The 15,180-nt window shown below is 70.3% G+C and carries 25 protein-coding genes; 1 reads left to right on the forward strand and 24 read right to left on the reverse strand.

The genetic code is table 11. The features are described 5' to 3' along the window. Nucleotides 1-5: 5 nt before the first annotated feature. The 12 genes from O3W51_RS26835 to O3W51_RS26890 all read right to left on the reverse strand — a co-directional run bounded on the left by O3W51_RS26835 (nt 6) and on the right by O3W51_RS26890 (nt 8,517). Nucleotides 6-743, reverse strand: a complete 738-nt coding sequence (locus O3W51_RS26835; protein WP_269287556.1) for a hypothetical protein — start codon at nt 741-743, stop codon at nt 6-8. Beyond that, a complete protein-coding gene (locus O3W51_RS26840) occupies nt 740-1,192 on the reverse strand; it encodes a hypothetical protein (RefSeq protein ID WP_269287559.1) in 453 nt (150 codons plus the stop codon). The genes O3W51_RS26835 and O3W51_RS26840 overlap by 4 nt, the downstream gene beginning before the upstream one ends. A gap of 8 nt (nt 1,193-1,200) precedes the next feature. Beyond that, nucleotides 1,201-1,797 (reverse strand): phage gp6-like head-tail connector protein, encoded by a 597-nt coding sequence (locus O3W51_RS26845; RefSeq protein ID WP_269287561.1) that lies wholly within the window; start codon nt 1,795-1,797, stop codon nt 1,201-1,203. Further along, the gene (locus O3W51_RS26850; protein ID WP_269287562.1) at nt 1,797-2,015 is read right to left on the reverse strand and encodes a hypothetical protein; all 219 of its coding nucleotides are present in this window, start codon (nt 2,013-2,015) and stop codon (nt 1,797-1,799) included. The genes O3W51_RS26845 and O3W51_RS26850 overlap by 1 nt, the downstream gene beginning before the upstream one ends. Before the next feature lie 62 nt (nt 2,016-2,077). Continuing rightward, nucleotides 2,078-3,466, reverse strand: a complete 1,389-nt coding sequence (locus O3W51_RS26855) for a hypothetical protein (RefSeq protein WP_269287564.1) — start codon at nt 3,464-3,466, stop codon at nt 2,078-2,080. A gap of 141 nt (nt 3,467-3,607) precedes the next feature. Next, the gene (locus O3W51_RS26860) at nt 3,608-4,279 is read right to left on the reverse strand and encodes an HK97 family phage prohead protease (RefSeq protein WP_269287566.1); all 672 of its coding nucleotides are present in this window, start codon (nt 4,277-4,279) and stop codon (nt 3,608-3,610) included. Beyond that, on the reverse strand, nt 4,276-5,514 hold the full coding sequence (locus O3W51_RS26865) for a phage portal protein (protein ID WP_269287567.1): 1,239 nt from the start codon (nt 5,512-5,514) through the stop codon (nt 4,276-4,278). The genes O3W51_RS26860 and O3W51_RS26865 overlap by 4 nt, the downstream gene beginning before the upstream one ends. Before the next feature lie 10 nt (nt 5,515-5,524). Then, a complete protein-coding gene (locus tag O3W51_RS26870) occupies nt 5,525-7,069 on the reverse strand; it encodes a terminase (RefSeq protein WP_269287568.1) in 1,545 nt (514 codons plus the stop codon). Continuing rightward, nucleotides 7,029-7,274, reverse strand: coding sequence for a hypothetical protein (locus tag O3W51_RS26875; protein ID WP_269287569.1), 246 nt, complete (start codon nt 7,272-7,274; stop codon nt 7,029-7,031). The genes O3W51_RS26870 and O3W51_RS26875 overlap by 41 nt, the downstream gene beginning before the upstream one ends. Nucleotides 7,275-7,428: 154 nt before the next feature. After that, a complete protein-coding gene (locus tag O3W51_RS26880) occupies nt 7,429-7,716 on the reverse strand; it encodes a hypothetical protein (RefSeq protein ID WP_269287570.1) in 288 nt (95 codons plus the stop codon). Beyond that, nucleotides 7,709-8,020: an HNH endonuclease gene (locus O3W51_RS26885; RefSeq protein WP_269287571.1), complete on the reverse strand. Its 312-nt coding sequence runs from the start codon at nt 8,018-8,020 to the stop codon at nt 7,709-7,711. Before O3W51_RS26885 ends, O3W51_RS26880 begins: the two co-directional genes overlap by 8 nt. A gap of 236 nt (nt 8,021-8,256) precedes the next feature. Then, nucleotides 8,257-8,517 carry a hypothetical protein gene (locus tag O3W51_RS26890; protein ID WP_269287572.1) on the reverse strand — a complete coding sequence of 87 codons (261 nt, stop codon included), beginning with the start codon at nt 8,515-8,517 and terminating at the stop codon, nt 8,257-8,259. A 329-nt stretch (nt 8,518-8,846) separates the two neighbouring features. Here O3W51_RS26890 and O3W51_RS26895 point away from each other — a divergent pair, with 329 nt between their 5' ends. After that, entirely contained in the window at nt 8,847-9,119 is a 273-nt protein-coding gene (locus tag O3W51_RS26895; protein ID WP_269287574.1) for a DUF2511 domain-containing protein, read from the forward strand. A gap of 104 nt (nt 9,120-9,223) precedes the next feature. Here O3W51_RS26895 and O3W51_RS26900 read toward each other — a convergent pair whose 3' ends face one another. The 12 genes from O3W51_RS26900 to O3W51_RS26955 form a co-directional block, all read right to left on the reverse strand. Beyond that, nucleotides 9,224-9,397 carry a hypothetical protein gene (locus O3W51_RS26900; protein WP_269287575.1) on the reverse strand — a complete coding sequence of 58 codons (174 nt, stop codon included), beginning with the start codon at nt 9,395-9,397 and terminating at the stop codon, nt 9,224-9,226. Nucleotides 9,398-9,575: 178 nt separating this feature from the next. Then, a complete protein-coding gene (locus O3W51_RS26905) occupies nt 9,576-11,657 on the reverse strand; it encodes an FtsK/SpoIIIE domain-containing protein (protein WP_269287576.1) in 2,082 nt (693 codons plus the stop codon). Between the two features lie 81 nt (nt 11,658-11,738). After that, a complete protein-coding gene (locus O3W51_RS26910; RefSeq protein WP_269287577.1) occupies nt 11,739-11,900 on the reverse strand; it encodes a hypothetical protein in 162 nt (53 codons plus the stop codon). Nucleotides 11,901-11,919: 19 nt separating this feature from the next. Beyond that, on the reverse strand, nt 11,920-12,240 hold the full coding sequence (locus tag O3W51_RS26915) for a hypothetical protein (RefSeq protein ID WP_269287578.1): 321 nt from the start codon (nt 12,238-12,240) through the stop codon (nt 11,920-11,922). Then, nucleotides 12,237-12,947 (reverse strand): hypothetical protein, encoded by a 711-nt coding sequence (locus O3W51_RS26920; RefSeq protein ID WP_269287579.1) that lies wholly within the window; start codon nt 12,945-12,947, stop codon nt 12,237-12,239. The genes O3W51_RS26915 and O3W51_RS26920 overlap by 4 nt, the downstream gene beginning before the upstream one ends. Then, nucleotides 12,944-13,189: a hypothetical protein gene (locus O3W51_RS26925; RefSeq protein ID WP_269287580.1), complete on the reverse strand. Its 246-nt coding sequence runs from the start codon at nt 13,187-13,189 to the stop codon at nt 12,944-12,946. The genes O3W51_RS26920 and O3W51_RS26925 overlap by 4 nt, the downstream gene beginning before the upstream one ends. Then, entirely contained in the window at nt 13,186-13,593 is a 408-nt protein-coding gene (locus O3W51_RS26930; protein WP_269287581.1) for a DUF6907 domain-containing protein, read from the reverse strand. The genes O3W51_RS26925 and O3W51_RS26930 overlap by 4 nt, the downstream gene beginning before the upstream one ends. Nucleotides 13,594-13,681: 88 nt before the next feature. Then, a complete protein-coding gene (locus tag O3W51_RS26935) occupies nt 13,682-13,894 on the reverse strand; it encodes a hypothetical protein (RefSeq protein ID WP_269287582.1) in 213 nt (70 codons plus the stop codon). An 80-nt stretch (nt 13,895-13,974) separates the two neighbouring features. Further along, complete coding sequence (locus O3W51_RS26940) at nt 13,975-14,145, reverse strand: hypothetical protein (protein WP_269287583.1); 171 nt, start codon at nt 14,143-14,145, stop codon at nt 13,975-13,977. Next, nucleotides 14,145-14,780, reverse strand: coding sequence for a hypothetical protein (locus tag O3W51_RS26945; protein WP_269287584.1), 636 nt, complete (start codon nt 14,778-14,780; stop codon nt 14,145-14,147). Before O3W51_RS26945 ends, O3W51_RS26940 begins: the two co-directional genes overlap by 1 nt. Continuing rightward, nucleotides 14,777-14,965, reverse strand: a complete 189-nt coding sequence (locus tag O3W51_RS26950) for a hypothetical protein (RefSeq protein WP_269287585.1) — start codon at nt 14,963-14,965, stop codon at nt 14,777-14,779. The genes O3W51_RS26945 and O3W51_RS26950 overlap by 4 nt, the downstream gene beginning before the upstream one ends. Next, nucleotides 14,962-15,177, reverse strand: a complete 216-nt coding sequence (locus O3W51_RS26955) for a hypothetical protein (RefSeq protein ID WP_269287586.1) — start codon at nt 15,175-15,177, stop codon at nt 14,962-14,964. Before O3W51_RS26955 ends, O3W51_RS26950 begins: the two co-directional genes overlap by 4 nt. Nucleotides 15,178-15,180 lie beyond the last annotated feature (3 nt).

Consider the following 15,180-nt stretch of genomic DNA (forward strand, 5'->3'; position numbering starts at 1 on the left):
CCCTCTTATTGGATGCCGAGTGCGGCGGCGAACAGGAAACTGGGGGTGGTGCCGGTGATCGTCCAAGCGATGCGCCACCAGTCGTCGGCGATCGCCGTGCCGTCGGTGCGCAGGATCTGACCGCCGCGCACAGTCGCCCCGGTGAACGTCAGCTGCGTCACGGGGCTCGGGAATCCGGTCGCATTGTCCGACTCGACGCGCGCGGTGATGGTCGGTGTGGCCGTGCCGGCGACCGACAGGACGTGCACCGTGGCGTAGAGGCGCTTCCCGGCCGGGACGGCGCCCAGTTGCAGGGACGTTCCCGTCCCGGATGTCGTGCGGGCGGTGCCGGGCGGGTGCGCGATCTGCCCGCGCGCCACCGGCCACGACCCGGCCGCCTTGCCCGACCACGGGGCGACCTCGCCGACCTTGTCGCCCAGCTTGTACGAGGCGCGCATCGCGTTCACGAGGTACGCCAGAGAGCCCACGACGGCATCGGTCGGGCCGATCGTCCAGGGCCCCACGCCGCCGAGCTGCGCCCACGACGCATCGTCGACCTTGCTGAGGTCGCCGGCCTCCCACTGCCCCTCAGCGTTGATCGTCGAGGAGGCCAGGCCGCCGAGGACTTCCTTCCAGCCGGCCGACCGGTAGTTCGTGGCGTCCTTCTCCTCGACCTCCGCCATGACCTCGGCCTTCGCCGAGTTCCCGGACAGGTCCGCGCCGCCGGCGAACAGCCGCACGTCGAGCAGGACCATCTTGCTCATGAGGTGCCCCCTTCTCCGATGACGTAGACGGTCAGCTCAGCGCCGAGGTACTGGGTGCCGGCGACTTCGTAGAAGCGGTAGGACTGCACCCGGGTGACGTGCAGGTCATCGGCCAGGCCGCCGAGCGCGTACTGGCCGGGCGCCCCGCGTGCCCGTTCGATGGCGGTCTTGAGGGATCCCGGGCCGCTGCCGGACAGCAGCCCGTCCAGGATCTTTTGACCCGACAGGTCATCGGAGCGGCTGACCAGCACGGCGCAGGTGAACTCGATGTCGTCCTGCCCGCGCTTGAAAGTCTTGTCGAAGTCGATGGTGTAGTCGCCGACGTAGAAGTGCGGGGTTGTCACGGCGTCGGTGGCGTAGCCGGTGGCGGTCAGCTTGGCTGTACCAGCCGGCATCACGACCGTCTTGGCCGCATTGGCAATAGCGCCGCGCACGGCGAAGATATCCACGGTGCCCCCTATCCGAAGCCGGGCAGGATGTACGGCTCGATGAGGTTCCAGACGTCGGGGTCGCGGCGGGAAACCCGGACCACGCCCCACTCCGATGAGGCAGCGACGCCTTCCGGGGAGTCCTTGCGCCGGTACAGGCGGGCGGCCTGGATCAGCGAAGCCTCGGTGACCGGGTCGGGGTCCGCCGGCCATCCGAACCGGGTGGTGATCCGGATCCGCATTCCCGGGACGGCCCAGATGCCGAAGATGCGCAGCAGGCCGGTCACCGGCTTGCCGTCTGCCAAGGCGTTCTCGGGCCACGTCTCGTAGTCCGTGACGGGCGTGTACGAGGTGCCGCTGCCGGTCTCCACCACCATGCCGGTGGTGTCGCCGATGTCGTCGGTCAGCAGCAGCTCGCCGTCGACCTCCCGCACCAGGCGCCTGCGCGGGTTGTAGACGCGCGCCACCGGCGCGGGGTCAAGCCAGAAGCGGCGCCCGGTGGCCCGCTCGACCCCCCGGGATGCGGCGCCCAGTGCTGAGAGCAGCAGGTCGTCCCTGGTCGTGTCGCTCAACTCGATGTTCAGCCGCTTCTTCAGCGCATCGACGCTGCCGTACTCGTTGGCCATCAGGTCGTCTCGGTACTGCGGGCGCGGCGGCCGCGCGGCGGCGCGGACCGGCCGGCCGGCGCGGACTCCTTGCTGTCGCCGGGCGGGGTGTGCCCGCGCAGAGCGAGCTGCTCGTCGACCTGCGCCACGCGGTCGTCCAGGCCGCGCTCGGCGAGGCCCGCGCGCTCGCGCAGCAGGGCGGCGACCATCGAGTCGGTGGTCTCGGGCTTCTCGGCCATGTCTTCCTCCTGAGCAGGTGGCAGCCGCGGCCCGCGGTGTCGGCGGGCCGCGGCCGGGGGGATCAGACGCCGGTGAAGGTGGGCGTCACCAGACCGGTGCCGCCGATCTTGCGGGCCTGCGCGTAGCGGGCGTGGGTGTACGCGAAGTAGCCGTACACGACCATCAGGACGCCGAGGCTGGCGAGCTTCGGCTGTTCCGCCCGGATGTACATGGGGGCGTTCGGGTCTTCCCACAGGTGGCACTCGTTGCGGTCGACGAGGTAGAGCTCGTCCTCGTTGGTGCCCGCGCCGTAGTTCGTCGCGATGTTGTTGTCGACGATGACCGGGGTGCCGTTGGGCAGCGTCCCGCGCACGCCGCTGCCGTAGGTCGTGCCGAGGTTGACGCCCGACATCTGCGCGGTGATGCCCGGCTGGCTGATGAGCGGCCAGGTGGACGACATGGCGTTCTGCATCCAGTACCAGCGGCGCGAGTGCATCACGGCGATGTTCTCGCCGGATGCCTGGTCCAGCAGCGCGGCCTCGACGCCGGCCAGCCCTTCCAGCACCTTCGGGTACATCTCCACCACGGTCGGGCTGGCGTCGGTGTACGCGACGGCGGTGGCCACGTTCGTCAGGCCGTTGGTGGCCTGGTTGAGCAGCGTGCCGTCCAACGTCGAGGCGTAGCGGCGGAAGAGGTCGTCGAGCACGACGGGCTCCACACCGGAGCCGCGCTCGATGGCCTGCCGGGACAGGGTCTGCTGACCGGCGTTGGTCTGCACGTTGATGGTCATCAGCGTGTCGTCGATGTCGGTCTCGGATACCGCGGCGTTCTCCGTCTGCAGGGCGGTGCTGGTCGCGGTGGTGATCCGCGACAGGTTGACCGTCATGCCCTGCGGCGGCAGGTCGTGCGGCCGGCACGCGTCTGCGAACGGCCGGCGCGCGGCCGCGGCCGGCGCGTACAGGTCGGTGAGGTACTGCGGCACCACCAGGCCGGCGAAGGCGCCGGTCCCGGCCGCACGCACCAGCTGGTCGCCACGCTCGACGCGCTCTTCCTGCATGTGGCGGGCGAGCCGGTCGCGAGCCTCGTAATCGCCGATGAAGGCCGCGGCGACGTCGGTCTCGAAGGCGGAGCCGCGCCGGTCCTGGTCGGGCCGGTACGTGCGCTCCTCGGCGCCGACGCGCGCCGCGCGGTCGTAGGCCGGGGGCCGGTTGCCGGTCGGCGTGGTGCGCGCGGCAAGTGCGGTCAGCTCTTCCTCGCGGACCTGCTCGGCCACCAGCTGGTCGAGGGCGGTCTGCCGCCGGGTCACCTCGGCGTCGGCCGCATCGCGGGTTGCGACGCGCGCCGCGACGGCGTCCTCGGTCAGGTTCTCGTCGGAGCGCAGCGCCATCAGCGCGTCCTGCTCCTGCTGGCGGGCGGCCAGCGAGGTGTTCAGGGTCTCGCGCGCCTGGGTAATCAGTTCAGCGAGCGTCATGGCTCGTCATCTCCTTGCTCGATGGGATTCCAGACGCCCCGGTCCAGGTCAGACGGCCACCCGAGGCACAGCGCCGGGCGGTCTCGTGCGCGCAGAGCGCAGGGCAGTGATCCCGCCAGTCACGGCGGGAAGTTCAAGGGGTCAGCGGTTCAGGGCGATCTCGAGGAGCGCCCGCGCCCGCGACGGTGCGGCCGCCAGCGCTCGCACTGCGGCGCCGGTGTAGGGGTTGGCGCCGAAGCCGACGATCGCGACGTCGCCGCGGTGGATGTCGTACCGGTTGATGCGGTACTCCGAATAGTCCGGGGACCACTGGCCGGACTCGATCCGGAAGGCGAACGACATCTCGTCGATCAGGCCCGAGCGCAGCTTCGGTGCGATGTACGCAACGTCGTGGTCAGCGGGGTCCAGTGCGGGCGCGAGCACCGACAGACCGGTGCCGTCCTCGGCGAGCGTCAGCGTGCCGGTGGTGGTCCGGGCCAGGCGCCGCAGCTGGTCGTGCCCGAGCACCAGCGGCACGTCCAGGTCGGCGCGGGCAAGCGAGTCGGTGCCGGCCCCGGCGGAGACGATCTCGTTGTACGGGCCGAACATGTCCCACATCTCGTAGCCGGCCTCGTACACCGAGGCGTGCCCGGAGAACTCCAGGAGGCCGCCCCCGTCGCCGGCTTCCCTCACCTGGATGCCGGACAGGGCAGCGCGCACCGTGGCGCGTGCCCCGGCCGGCTCGGCGCTGCGGCGCTGCGAGGGCCGGTCGGCGCGCTGTCGCACGTGGTGTGCTCGTTCGGCCGCTGCGGCGGCCCGCGTGATTGCGGTCATGACGATGCTCCCGATGCAGCAGGTGGTGTGGGTGTGGTGGCCGGGGCCGGGTTGCGGTTCCCGAACAGTCGGTCGAACTGCGCGTAGTCGGCCTCGGATAGCGGCGCCCGGTTGTCGTACTCGCGGGCCTCGTCCGGCGTCAGCGTCCGCGAGTCGATCTGCGTCTTGAGCATCGCGGCGCGTGCGGTGGGGTCCATCCGCAGCAGCGCGTCGGTGTTGAGCTTCACGTACCGCGGGTTGGAGACAAGGAAGCGGCTGAACGCGTCCTCTCGCCGGGCCACCGCAGGCCCCAGGTGCATGATCAGGAACTGCAGGTTCCTCTGCGTGATGTTGGCGTAGGTGACGCTGCTGCCCGCCGCGGCGGCGTCGATCATGTCGCCGGGGCAGCCGAAGAAACGCGCGATGTCGCTGATGCCGTACTGCCGCGCCTCGATGAACGCGGACTGCGAGGCCACCGCCTGGATCGGCTTGTACTCCCAGTCCACGCCGTGCACGAACAGGTCCCCGGTAGACACCGCGGCCTGGAACTGCTCGCGGGCGACACGGGCCTGTTCAGGGTCGATCGTCTTGGCGGTGTTCTTCAACTCCGCCATCGGCACCGCGCCTCCGGCGAACCAATCCCGGGCGAACTTCTGCGCGTTCAGCGACTCCTCGATCGTCCACGCCGCATACGCCACCGGCGACAGCCCCATCGGCAGGCCCGCAACCGTGTACTGCTTCTCGTGCCACACGTCCCACGGGTCGTACTCCTCGCCCGCGATAACGAACTTGCTGACCTGCGCACCCTTCGCACGGACCACCACGTCGCCGAGCGCCACCAGGTCGATGCGCCCCGGCAGACCCCGCCCGTCCGGGCCCACTACGCCCGACCGTTCGGTGATCAGACCGAAACAGTTCCCCGCCCGGTCCAGGTCGACCTGCGTGGAGTACATCCACTCCCGGATGCCCACGGCATTCCCACCAGGGGTGACCAGCACCGGCGGCTTCGGCACCTCCACCTGCACGCCAGTCACCCGCCGGTAGACGTCTACCGGCATCGAGGACATCAAGTCCGCCCGTAGCCGTAGGCACGCCCACACCGCGCTGTGCCGCAGAGCCACGTCGGCGTTGACGTGCACCCCGCCGCTGCCCATACGTGACTGTCGTTCCAGGCTCAACAGTTCCTCGGCCGTGACGATCTGCGCCGCACGGGCGGTGGCCTGCTCAGCACGCCGGCGCTTCGGCCAGAGCCTCATACAGTCCTCCTCACCCGAATGAGTCCGCCACGTCGTAGTCGTCGGCCGCGCCCGCGCGGGCAATCAGCGCCCAGCGAGCCAGCGTCACCGCCACGAGGGGCGAGATGTCCACCGGCGACGATCGCCGGTCCAGCGTCCACGCATCACCCGATCGCCGGGTGCGCGCGCCGTTCACCGCAGCGGTCAGCGGCGCTTGGTCGATGTGCGCGACCCGGCCCTGTTTCATTGCGTCGGCGATCTGCCCGCACGCCTCGATCAGGTCGCCCTGCCGCAGCACCACCAGGTCGCCGCGCTCGGCAGGGTCGGACTGCCCGGGTGCCCGCAGGCCGGCCGCCACCAGCTCGTCGACGAGTGACGCCGCCGGGGACCGACCGGCCACCGCCACCGCCAGAGGCCGCCACAGGCGCGTCAGCCGGGTGATGGCGGGCACAACCCAATCCGTGCCCGCCCGCCGGTCGATGAGCTCAAGGTGCGTGCGTCCGTCCTCGCGCAGCGACGCCACCGCAATCGAGGAGTAGTCCCGGCTGTCGGCCACGTCGATCGCCAGCGCCACATCGCCGCCCGCCCGCCACTTCTCGCCGGCCAGCCCCGCCCATGCTTCCTTCGGCACGTTCGGGTCCGTCGGCGGCATCGCCTTGCGGGTGCGGTTCAGGTACGCCCGGTCGAAACCGGACGGGTCGTCCGCCATCTTCTCCAGCTCGGAGCGGATGACGGCCTCGGTGACCGTGTGCCCCAGGGCCGGCAGACACGTCCGCCACGTCGACGGCTGGTCCCGCGGCAGGTGGTCCGGGGCGAACCACTCGAAGTACGCAACCGAGGTGCGCTCGCCCGTCTCCCACAACCGCTCAATGATCTCCCGGCCCGCACGGCGCTTCTTGTTCAGCCAGACCGACTTCTCGGTGCCGCCCGCAGACGCCCACACCAACTGCGCCATCGGCTTGGTCAGCATCGCTGGACTGAACGCCTGCTCTAGCCGGTCATCCTCATGAGCGAACGCCTCGTCGATCACGCCCAGGTCCAGCGGCGGACCGTGACCGGCCTTCTCCGTGTTCGAGGTGATGCCCAGCCGGGAACGCTTGGCCGAGAACAGGATCGCCTCGTTGCCGTTGGACTTCCTCGTCCGGTACCTGCTGGACAGCGGGGAGTCGTCGAGCGTGACGAGGAACTCGTCCTCCCAGCGCTTCCGGGCATCGTTGCGGGTCTGCGCCGCGTAGATGACGTTCTGCCGTTCCAAGGCCATGCACCGGTGGACCATCAGGCCGAGGATCTGCTGAGTCTTGCCCTGCTGCCGCGGCACGGACAGCCCGACCTCGCGGTGCGCGAACAGCCCCGTAGCCGGGTCGATCTCCAGGGCCACGTCCAGGACGTACCGCTGCCACGGCATCGGCGGGTAGCCCAGCACGGTCATGACCTTGGCTGCCTTACCGCCCAGAGTGGGGAACTCCGGCCGCCGCGGGGTGCCCCAGTACGGCGGGCACTCCAGCCCGTACAGCTCCCTGCACTGATCGGCGAACTCAGTCGGGGCTTGCCAGATCACCGAGTCCGTCGTCGTCATCGTCGGCGACCCGCCCTTCCAGCAGCTGGGCCAGAGTCGCCCTCAACTCCCGATTCAGGGCGGGCAACAGCTTGCCGTCCTCACCGCCGCCGGCGTCGATGTCCCGCGCCAGCTGGTAGGCCATTTCCGACAGGGACGGCTCCACGCCGACCAGGTCACCCAGCGCCTCGACGTCCGAGCGCACCGCACCCTCGACGGGTCCCATGGCAGCCCCCTCCATGATCGTCCCGACCCTGATGGCCCCGGGGAGAGAAAAATAAAAGCTGGGCGTGGGGCTGCCGTGAACCTCACAGAAAAAAATCGGAGACCGTCAGAATCTTCTCGGGCTCGCGATCGGATTCTTCCGCTGACCTGCCTGGCTATGCCGGTTCCGGGTGGCCGGGGTGCAGTGGCAGCAGGTCCCGGTACCTGGGGGTCTGGTCGCGGTCGGCCCAGCCGGTGGCCAGGCCGCAGTTGCACACGGCGTTGACCTTGCCGGTGGGCTGGTGCTCGGCCCATCGGTTGCCGTCCTTACCTGGCTGCCCGGGGCGTGTCTCGAACTGGGTGAAGTAGTGGAGCTGGTGCTCGAACTCCCATGGTCCGGCGGTGCCGGCGGCGGTGGCCGCCTGCGCCTGGACGGCGGTATGGGTGCCCTGGGTTTCAGGCATGCGGTGATCCTCCGTACCAGTCTTGCGAGGTGACGAGGCGGACCGCGTGGGTGTTGGCGCCCTTCTCGTTGTTGCACTTGCGCCCGCAGGTGGGGCAGCCGTTCACCCCGTGGATGGGGGCGAGGTTGTCGGGGTCGAGCTTGGCGCCGCCTGCGGCCACGGGTATGAGGTGGTCGGCTGCGTCTGCGCCGCTGTGTCCGCACCAGTGGCAGACGTCGGACTCGGCGAGGAGCTGGGCGCGCACCTTGCGGTAGGCGTAGGAGGTGAGTTCCTTGCGGCCGGTCATCGTTGCCGTCTCTGCCACTGATCCACGAACAGGAGCGATGCTACGAACCCGACGCCCAAGCAGAACCCGAACAATGCCCCAAGCCACCAGTTGTTGTCGGGCATCGTCACCCCCTGCGAGCAGGTCGCGGTCATGCTGATCGGCGCCCCGTTGCCTAGGACGGGGCGCCGTCACGGTCCTCGCGGATACCGCATCCCACCGTTTACGCCGGGGTGCACCACGATGCGGGAGAGCCGGCGCGCGTATCGGGACCTCTATGCCCGGCGGAAGAGGCAGATGAGCGCGATGCGTTCGCCGCCCATCGCCTTGCCTTCGCCTGCTGCCATGTTGGCCAGGGCCCAGCCCTCGGACTCGACGGCCTGGATCTGGTCGGCCATGCCGGTCATCGGCGCGGTGGCCTTGCTGTTGGTGTTGGCCTCTATGAACTTGTAGACGAGGACACTGTCGCCCTTGAGTGCGGCCTCGCGAGCGCGCTTTGCGGCCTCTACGGCTTTGCTGTCGTTGATCCATCCCATGGCGGGCCCCCAAGTTGGTGATGCGTGGGGATCAGGGTGGCAGCGCTGCGCCGGGGAGGGTACCGGTGTGACAGGTCTGTGACGCGCTGGAACCCCACGCAGGTGATCGCGTCCGTTTTGCCACGGTGATCACTTCTTGCCTCATACGGTGGTGCGCTGATGAGAGGGGGCTGGCCGTGGCAGAAGCTGCACATCCGACACCACAGTGGGTGGCGTGGGCCGTAGTGGGGGTGGTGGTCGCGTTCATCGGGGTGGCTATCGCGTTACCGGATAGGGATACGCCGGATGAGTCCAGGGGACCGGGGGCTCCGACTACGACGCTGGCTGGGGTGGCTGGGCACTACGACACGGATCCCCGCACGGTGTTCAAGCAGGAGTTCACGACGTGGCCGTTCACGGTGTCGTCAGGGCGCATCCGCTGTGCGCTCGGCAAGGCGGTGACGTTCTCGGCGAACGGGCAGGAGTACGCCCTGAACGGGCTGGCGAAGGGCCAGGGGTACCCGGAGATCGATCCGATCTGGCGGGATGACCCGAACTTGGGTAACGGCTTGAAGGTCGATATCTCGGAGGTCTTGAACGCCGCGTTGGCGATGTGCCCGTGACACGCTGAAGGCCCCGCGGGTGATTGCGGGGCCTTCGTCGTGAGTGGTCGGCGGTGCGGGCACGCCGAACGTGCCCCCACTGTTACACCTGTTGACCAGCGAGGTCAACCATGGTTGAGCTTGGTGAGTTCGTCGAGGTCGATGAGGGCTCGGCCGCGGGTGTCATAGCCGCGGTGGGTGAGCTTCCCGCGGGCGAGCCATTGGCGGATGGTGCCGGGCTTGATGCCGGTGGCGGCGGACGCGGCGTAGGCGTCAACCAGGGTGGCCGTGGGCTGCATGGTTCAAGTGTGCAGCACCCGTGATCCACGCGTCTGGGGGCTGTTTGAGCCTTTGGCGGCCGGGGGTCGAAACCCGATATCACCGCAGGTCACACGGTGATCTGGCCGATATCGGGGTCGAAACCGGTTTCGGGTGGGGGTGAAACCACAGAGCCTCCCCGAAACCGGTCTGCGGGGCCTATTCGGTGTCCTCGGCGGGTGGTAGATCGGCCCAGCGCAGGCCCTTGGCGCCGCCGCAGCAGTCCCGGATCGTGAGCTGCCGGGTGGAGACCTTGAACGACTTCAGGGCGGCGCTGAGCGCGGTGGACGACTCGGCCGCCTCCATCTCCAGCCATGGCCCGTACAGGTCTGCGCGGAACGCGGCGAGGGCTTCGACGAGGCGGTGTGAGTGGACGGCCTCGACGGCGTCGGGCCAGATCGCGCGCAGGTGGTCGACGATCGTCTCGACGTCCTGCTCCTCGACGGTCTCGCCGACGGACTGCCCGGACAGGGTGCCGGCCGCAGTGCGCAGCGCCAGGGCGCGCTTGGCAACCTCGACCGCCTCGGTCTGCTTGATGAACGCGGCACGCACGGTGGTGCCTTCACGGCCGCGGGCGAGGATGCCGGTTCCCTGCTCGTCGATGCTGATGTCGGTGGCGCGCAGGCCGCGTTCGTAGGCGCTGGTGCCGAGGACGTTGTTGTTGGCGCGCCAGTCCATCACCGCCAGGCACAGGCGGGTGCCGACGCTGGAGGACACCGACGACGGCAGGGACGGGGCGTCGGGGTTCTGGGTGAGCAGGATGAGGATGATGCCGTAGGCGCGCGCCTTCTTGATCAGGCGGGTGGCCAGCGCTGCGGCCTCGTCCTTGTAGTCGGCGTGGGTGAACAGCTCTTGCACCTCGTCGATGACGATGATGCGCGGCCCCAACTGCTGGTCGGGGTACTTCTCGGCGAGCGCCCGGGTCACCTTGCGGCCGTCCGGGACCTCCTCGGCGGGCAGGCCTTTGATGAACTTCGCGCGCCGCTGGTACTCGGCAATGCCGGAGCGCATCCCGGCCAGGGCCGCCTCGAGGTCTTCGTCTTCGTCGCCGCTGACGTACCGGTGGCAGATCGGCTTGGTGCTGTCGAGGTCGCCGGACCCCTTCAGTTCGTAGATCCACAGTTCGGCGGTGGGGTCGAGGGCGACACCCAGGACAATCGCCAGCGCGCACGACGTCTTGCCGGAGCCGGGGATGCCGCCGACGAGCAGGTTGGAGTACATGAGGGTGATCTCGACGAGGTTGCCGCGCGGGTCGAATCCGAACGGCAGCGGCTGGTAGACGTCGGCCTGGCCGCCCTTGAGCAGGGGCCACAGCTTCCGGCCGGCCTTCGCGGGGTCGGACTGGGCAACCCACAGCACGAGACGGCCGGGGTGGGCGGTGCGGTCGCCTTCGGGCCACACCGTGGAGATCGGCCGGCGCATCGCCGCGGCGAGGGCTGCGCGCTTCTCCAGGACGGCGGAGGCCTCGATGCCGGGCGGCAGGTCGACCTCGGCACGCCAGCCCGGCCCGTCGCGCTGGACTTCGGCGGCGAACTCGACACCGCGGCGGCCTTTCTTGCCCTCGATGCCGATCGCTGCCAGCGCCTCGAACACCTCGGTGGAGTCCAGGGCCCGCATGTGGCGGACGGACACGTAGCGGGTGATCAGCGGCTTGTCGGCTTTGCGGCCCGCCAGGCCGACGGCGGCGAGGGTGGTCACACCGACCAGGGCGGTCCAGCCGGGGACGAGGAACGCGGAGACGGTCATGGCGATCGTGGTGGACAGGCCTACGGCGGCGGACAGGATGCGGCGCGGCCGTGTCCGGCGCGAGTGGGAGGCGGCCAGCGACATCCACACCTCGGGGTCGGCGGTAGCGGCTGCTTTGGCGACGACGGGCCGGGCTTCGGCGTCCATGACCCAGTGGAACCAGCGCACTGCCAGCTGCCAGCCGCCGCGCGGGGACCGGCCGATGAGCCGGATGACGTACACGGGTACCCGCACGGTGTGGAACGCGGTCACGTGCCCGAAGTATGAGGCGGTGTGGCGGGCCGCGACGGCGAACTCGGTGCTGTCGCGGAGGAAGGTGGGGATGACGGGCGGCGCGTCGGCGAGGTAGGCGAGGCGTTCGTCGAGCCACGTCCGGCCGGTCGTGGTGTCGGGGAGGTCGACGGGGCGGGGCACCTCGACGGCTTCGATGAGTTCGGTGGGCGTCTCGTCGGTGGTGCCGGTGTCCTTGACCAGGCGAAGGACGGCGTCGGTCATGATGTCGTTCCTGCTCTCTGCGGAGTGGCGGGGGCCCGGGGCGGCCGGCTGCTTGGCGGTAGGACAGCCGCCCCGGGGTCGTTACTTGCCGGTCTCGCGCTTGGTCGCGGCGGCGAGGATCCGGTCGATGCGCTGCTTCTGCCGGGTGGTCAGCTCGCCCTTGCGCAGGGCGGCGACGGAGACGATGGCGAGGATCTGGGTCATCTCGCGGTGGTTCACGTGGTCGTAGTCGGTGATCCGCATGACTGTCTGCTCCTCCGAGTTATCGACTCTTGCCGGTCTGGTACTCGCGCCACATCGACCGCAGCACCAGGACGCAGATGGTCAGGGCGACGACGGCGATGGCCAGGGTGATCAGGGCGATGGACAGGCCGATCAGGATCGCGACGAGGACGAACGCGACGACGGTCAGGGCGATCACGCCGAGGCAGCCGGCGCCGAGGTACGCGGCCCACGGGCGGGCGACGATCGGTGTGGTCAGGACTGCGGCCGGGGTGGCGTCGCGGTAGCGGAAGAGCGGCCGCCCCTCGCCGTCGATGCCGATCTGCTCCAGCTGGACGGGCTGCTGCTGGGGGAGGTTCACGGCCGCCCTCCGAGTTCTTTCGCGGCGGCCAGCACGCGGCGCCCGTAGCGGTCGGTGGTGCCGAGGTAGTCGCCGACGGACCGGCCGGACAGGGCGGGCTGTTCCGCGAGGAGCGCGGCGACGGCCCGGATCTGGTCGGGGCGGACCTTGTGGTTCCGGGCGAGGAGCGCGGCGGCCGTCAGCTCGGGCTCGGGTACCGGGGGCAGTTCCGCCCGGGTGGGCAGCGGGCCCTTGTAGCCCTTGTCGAGGGCGAGGTGCGGAACCGCCACCGGAACCTTGATCACCGGGGCCGGGGCGACCCGCTCGACGAGTACCCCCGTGGGTTCCGCGACCGGGGAGAATTCCTCAGTCGGCTCCTTGCGGCGGGCGAGTGCGTGGGTCCGCCAGATCGCCACCGGAACCAGCAGCGACACGATGACGACCATGGGGACGTTGACGGCCATCACGTGAGCGTCGAGGAGGTGGGCGGCGACCTGGGCGGCACCCATGAGGGCGAGGCTCAAAGCGATGTCGGCGGACCGGAACCAGCGCAGGGCCGCAACGACGTAGGCGTCGATGGCGACGGGCAGCATCGTGGCGACGGCCGGGCTGGCGCCCAGCGTGCGGGCGAGCTGGTACTCGGCGGACGCGGTGAACGCGATACCGGCGCCGAGGGACAGGCGCGTCAGCCACACCCGGGTCTGATCGGGGTCCTGGGTAGCGGTCATGTCTTGTCCTTGAAGGTGGCGTAGCCGGCGTCTGCGCACGGGTGGCCGATGAGGTCATCCGCGACGACGACCAAGGCGGCGGCTACAGCAGCGGCAGCAGCGAGCCCGGGGTGTCCAGCGTCAGTGGCGATGCGGGCGACGCCGGCGGCGGTCTGAGTGGCGCGACGGGCCGCGACGGGCTCACCCTGCCCACCCGTTGCTGCGCCGATTGCCGCATCACGGATGCGGTCGCGCAGGCTCATGCCTGGCCTGCCTCTCCGCTGTTGAGGATCGCGGCGAGTTGGTGCGCGCGGATCCGGAGCCAGTCCGCGTAGCCGGTCAGATCGTCGGCGAAGGCGCGCAGGCCGTCCGGGTCGAACTGGCCCCACCGGTCGCCGAGGTCGACGGCGAGGAACGGGGTGGCGCCGGGCGGCAGCGCGCTGAACGGGTACTGCGTGAGGCAGCTGCCCAAAATCGCGACGGGCCCGCGGTCGCTCTCGGCGGTGAGGCCGGTCTCCGTGCCGGTGTGGCAGATATCGACGCGGTAGCCGGCCGGGGCCGCGGCGTGGCCGGTGCACCAGCTGGGTTCGGGCAGGGTGATCGGCCCGTGGTCGAGTGTGGGCACCGTGACTTTGGACGGGCCGTGGGGCATGGCAAGATCGGCCATAGCCGTCTCCTTGGTTTGGTCAGGGAGTTCGGTTAGGCCCTTGGCCGGTGTTGGTAGCACCGGCCTTGGGCCGCATTCAGTTGTGGGTCTAGCTGGGGTCCTTCTTGTCGAGCGCCTTGATGGCCCGGTTGACGATGGCCCGGGTCACCCCGAGCTCTCGTCCTACTGCGGCCTGGCTGCCGAGCTCCGCTTCGCCTTCCTGCAGCGCGCGGGCCCGGTCTGCGGTGGCCGCGACGTAGGCCCGCATCGCTTGTTCTTGGCGGGCGACGGCATCGTCATGGCGCTCTTTCCACGTAGTCACATCCCTCCTAGTACCGGAGGTGGCGCCTTCCCCACAACTGTAAGCAGGGGTGCATACGTTGGTCAAGGCCAACACGCCTATCACCGTGGCTCGTTCGCGCGGACCTTGCGCATCGCGTCGCGGATGAGCCGCTGGGCCTCGGCCAGGTGCCGGGTGCAGATCTTCAGCTCGGCGTCCGGGTCAACAGCCTCGGCCGTGCACTGCACCCCGCGCCCGTTCTGGACCCGGCACGTCGCATACGCCGCCACCATCAGGAAGCCTCCATCGTCAGGGCGTCCTGCGCGGACGCGAGCGCCAGCCACGCGCCGGGCGGGTACGTAGCGCCGCACCAGCGGCAGATCACGACGGACTCCCCGGGCGGCAGGCGCAACACCGACCCGCAGATCACGCCGTCCTCGTACACGGCCGGGCAGTACCCGAGCCGGATCCCGGTCCGGGACTGCGGGGCGACCACCGACGTTGCCGAGCGGTGCAAGCCCCGGATCTCCTGCGCGAACGTGTCGGCGGCCGGCCAGGACTCGGCGATCCACAGCATGTTCAACCGCAGCGCCCCGGCCGCGGCGGTGACCCGCTGCTCGAAGGTGCCGCGCGGCCGTGGCTGCGACCAGTCCAGGTCGACGTGCAGGGCCGAGCGCCAGTCCTCCAGGACGCCGACCATGCCGCCGGGGCCGCGCAGGCTGAACACCGACTCGTCGCACGGCAGGCGCGCCTCGACAGCGGCGACAACCGGGCCGCCACCGCCACCGCGGGCCGGCTGCAGGAACGCGGCCAGCGCCACGTACAGGCGGGGCAGCGCGTCCAGGCGCTCGACTGTGCCCTTCGTGCAGCCGGGGCACAGGTAGCCGTCCCCGTGCTGCTCGCGCTCGCACAGCCCGCAGGCGGTCACTGCGCGCCCTCGTCGACCTTCGCGGTGGCCGCGTCGAGGCGGCCCCGCAGACCGGCGAGGACCCGCGCGCGGGCACGGTCGGCCCGGCGGACGTCGAGCTCCGAGCGGGTCAGCCACACGGCCAGGTACACCAGCGTCGTGATGTCGGCGCCGAGGAGCATCATCTGGATGTCGTGGGCGGTCATGGCGTGGTCCCTTCGGTGGGGTTCTCGCGCTCGTCCGCGAGAACCGGCTGGGCTTCGTCCGCCGCAGCGTCGAGGAGCGCGAGCTTCGTCCGGTAGCGGGCGGTCAGCCCGGCCTGGCGGGCGGCCTGTTGGGTGGTGCGCCGGGCCTTCGTGGCGGCGATGCGGGCGCGGGCTGCCGCGATCCGTTCGGCTATGACGTCGTCGACGTTCACGGG

This window comes from Streptomyces sp. H39-C1 (assembly GCF_027158125.1).
Lineage (GTDB): Bacteria > Actinomycetota > Actinomycetes > Streptomycetales > Streptomycetaceae > Actinacidiphila > Actinacidiphila fildesensis.

Coding starts and splice junctions, on each gene's coding strand:
- O3W51_RS26920 (WP_269287579.1), bottom strand. CDS start 12,947: ATGACCGCTACCCAGGACCCCGATCAGACCCGGGTGTGGCTGACGCGC.
- O3W51_RS26835 (WP_269287556.1), bottom strand. CDS start 743: ATGAGCAAGATGGTCCTGCTCGACGTGCGGCTGTTCGCCGGCGGCGCG.
- O3W51_RS26930 (WP_269287581.1), bottom strand. CDS start 13,593: ATGGCCGATCTTGCCATGCCCCACGGCCCGTCCAAAGTCACGGTGCCC.
- O3W51_RS26845 (WP_269287561.1), bottom strand. CDS start 1,797: ATGGCCAACGAGTACGGCAGCGTCGATGCGCTGAAGAAGCGGCTGAAC.
- O3W51_RS26950 (WP_269287585.1), bottom strand. CDS start 14,965: ATGACCGCCCACGACATCCAGATGATGCTCCTCGGCGCCGACATCACG.
- O3W51_RS26925 (WP_269287580.1), bottom strand. CDS start 13,189: ATGAGCCTGCGCGACCGCATCCGTGATGCGGCAATCGGCGCAGCAACG.
- O3W51_RS26875 (WP_269287569.1), bottom strand. CDS start 7,274: ATGGGACCCGTCGAGGGTGCGGTGCGCTCGGACGTCGAGGCGCTGGGT.
- O3W51_RS26855 (WP_269287564.1), bottom strand. CDS start 3,466: ATGACGCTCGCTGAACTGATTACCCAGGCGCGCGAGACCCTGAACACC.
- O3W51_RS26870 (WP_269287568.1), bottom strand. CDS start 7,069: ATGACGACGACGGACTCGGTGATCTGGCAAGCCCCGACTGAGTTCGCC.
- O3W51_RS26910 (WP_269287577.1), bottom strand. CDS start 11,900: ATGCGGATCACCGACTACGACCACGTGAACCACCGCGAGATGACCCAG.
- O3W51_RS26900 (WP_269287575.1), bottom strand. CDS start 9,397: ATGCAGCCCACGGCCACCCTGGTTGACGCCTACGCCGCGTCCGCCGCC.
- O3W51_RS26890 (WP_269287572.1), bottom strand. CDS start 8,517: ATGGGATGGATCAACGACAGCAAAGCCGTAGAGGCCGCAAAGCGCGCT.
- O3W51_RS26905 (WP_269287576.1), bottom strand. CDS start 11,657: ATGACCGACGCCGTCCTTCGCCTGGTCAAGGACACCGGCACCACCGAC.
- O3W51_RS26865 (WP_269287567.1), bottom strand. CDS start 5,514: ATGAGGCTCTGGCCGAAGCGCCGGCGTGCTGAGCAGGCCACCGCCCGT.
- O3W51_RS26850 (WP_269287562.1), bottom strand. CDS start 2,015: ATGGCCGAGAAGCCCGAGACCACCGACTCGATGGTCGCCGCCCTGCTG.
- O3W51_RS26940 (WP_269287583.1), bottom strand. CDS start 14,145: ATGGTGGCGGCGTATGCGACGTGCCGGGTCCAGAACGGGCGCGGGGTG.
- O3W51_RS26860 (WP_269287566.1), bottom strand. CDS start 4,279: ATGACCGCAATCACGCGGGCCGCCGCAGCGGCCGAACGAGCACACCAC.
- O3W51_RS26880 (WP_269287570.1), bottom strand. CDS start 7,716: ATGCCTGAAACCCAGGGCACCCATACCGCCGTCCAGGCGCAGGCGGCC.